Genomic DNA, 2,016 nt, shown 5'->3' with positions numbered 1-2,016 from the left:
CATGCCCTAGTGACGCTCTCTTTTGCGCCTTCGACTGGACGGGCATGGGACCCTCCACTGAGCGACACATGGAGGGTCAGGGCATCAGCCGAGCCGAGCAGGATGAGTTCGCCGCGCGGTCGCACCGGTGCGCCGCCGCTGCCATGAGGAACGGTCTGTTCGATGACGAGATCGTCTTGATGACGAGATCGTCCCGGTCGAGGTGCCCAAGCGCCGTGGCAAGCCTGTGCTGGTGACGCAGGACGAGGGCGTGCGGGGTGACACCACGGCGGAGGCGCTGGCCAGGCTGCGCCCCGCGTTCGCCCCGAACGGCACGATCACCGCCGGCTCGGCTTCCCAGATCTCCGACGGTGCCGCGGCCGTCGTCGTCATGAGCCGGGTGAAGGCGAACGAGCTCAGTCTCCCCGTGCTCGCTGAGATCGGTCACCATGGCTTTGTCGCGGGCCCGGACGCCTCGCTGCTGTCCCAACCCGCGAACGCGATCGCGGCCGCGTTGCGCAAGGAGGGGCTGACCCCCGCGGACGTGAACCTCTACGAGATCAACGAGGCGTTCGCGGCGGTGGCCAAGGAGAAGCTCTCATACTGCGCGTTCCAGCGTGAGCTCGGCGTTGGTCTTCCCCTGCGCCGGGCTGGCCGGCCGGCCGATCCCTTGCCGGCCGCGGCGGCTCAGCCAGGCCGCACGCTCCCAGCACATCGTGCTGGCCCGTTCCACCCCGCTGCTCGACACAGGCCTACCGCACCCGAACCGGACGACGAGATCCTGCGAATAAAAGGACAGGTTCCCGCCCCTTCATCGCATCAGCGGCGGTCCGGCTGACCCGCTCGTCAGGTGAGAGTGTCAAGATCGCGCCTATCTGTACTCGCAAGCCGTGATCAGATCGCCAGGGCCGTATGATCCCCTGACTCGTCCCGTGCCCCCGGCCGCCCTGGAGGATGCCGCGGACGGTACCGGCTCTGGCCCTGCCGGTGCCGGCTCGCGGACGACCGAGCAGCGCCGGTTCAGAACTCGTACTTCTGCTTGAGCTCGGCGAGTGTGTCGACGAAGCCATCCAGGTGTTCGTTGGATAGTCGGTTGTTCACCATCAGTCGGATCACGGCCTGGTTCTTGTTCACCGCCGGGTAGCCGAACATCGGTACCAGATACCCGCGATCGAGGAAGTCCTGCCGGACGCGTACGGCGGTGTGGTTCGAGCCCACCGAGATCGATGTGACGTAGGTCGGCGTGGCGTTGATGGTGCAGCCGATCCCGAGCAGTCGCTCCCGCAGCCGGTCGACTCGGTCGAGGTAGCGTTCCATCACCGACGGGTCTTGTCTCATCCGGCGCAGCACATGGACGATGGCGCCGGCGGTCGGCGGCTGAATGTTGTTGGTGAACACCGACGTGCCCGACAGAAAGCGGAACGCATCAAGAGCGTCGGCCGGTCCCGCAAGTCCACCGCCCAAGCCGATGGACTTGCCGAACGACACCATCAGGAAAGTCGCCCGGCGCAGCTCCTCGTATTCAGCGGCGAACCGGTGGCCGCCGTTGCCGTAGACCATGAAGCCGTTCGCGTCGTCGACGAAGCTGACCGCGCCGAACTCGTCGCACAGGTCGAGGATCTCGCCGACCGGAGCCATCGAGCCGTCGGAGTACACGGTCAAGAATCCGACAACGACCCGCCGGCCGCGGAGGTTCTCCAGCACCTGCCTGAGATCGGCAATGTCATTGTGGCGGAAGTCGATCATGTTACGTCCGAACTTGAATCGCTCAACGGCCTTCCACATGCTCCAGTGGCTGTCCCGGTCGAGCACGAACACCGTGTCGGCGTTGTCCACGCCGGGCTGGTTGTTGAACGAGAACCTGGCGCTCATCGCGTGCACGAATCCGACGTTGGCCAGCAGCCCGGTGGCGAAGGTGAGCGATTTCTGCCGGCCGGTGATCTCAGCGACCAGCGCCTCCAGTTCCAGGTGTGGCCGGGCGACGCCCTGAACCACTCGGGAGCCGCCGACGACCAGGCCATAGGAGTCGAAATGAAA

Annotated in this window: 1 protein-coding gene and 1 pseudogene; one reads left to right on the top strand and one right to left on the bottom strand. The window is 66.0% G+C overall.

The window, feature by feature from the left end; genetic code table 11:
- Positions 1–610, top strand: a pseudogene (locus tag ACY5KJ_RS18815) (thiolase family protein); the annotation flags it as partial.
- A 389-nt stretch (positions 611–999) separates the two neighbouring features.
- Here ACY5KJ_RS18815 and ACY5KJ_RS18810 read toward each other — a convergent pair.
- Positions 1,000–2,016, bottom strand: a 1,017-nt coding sequence (locus ACY5KJ_RS18810) for an aminotransferase class I/II-fold pyridoxal phosphate-dependent enzyme (RefSeq protein ID WP_462203983.1), incomplete at its 5' end; no start/stop codon positions are given.

The organism is Frankia sp. CcWB3 (genome assembly GCF_977927595.1).
The sequence above is the reverse complement of the archived record's forward strand: the minus strand, read 5'-3'. Positions and strand labels throughout refer to the sequence as shown.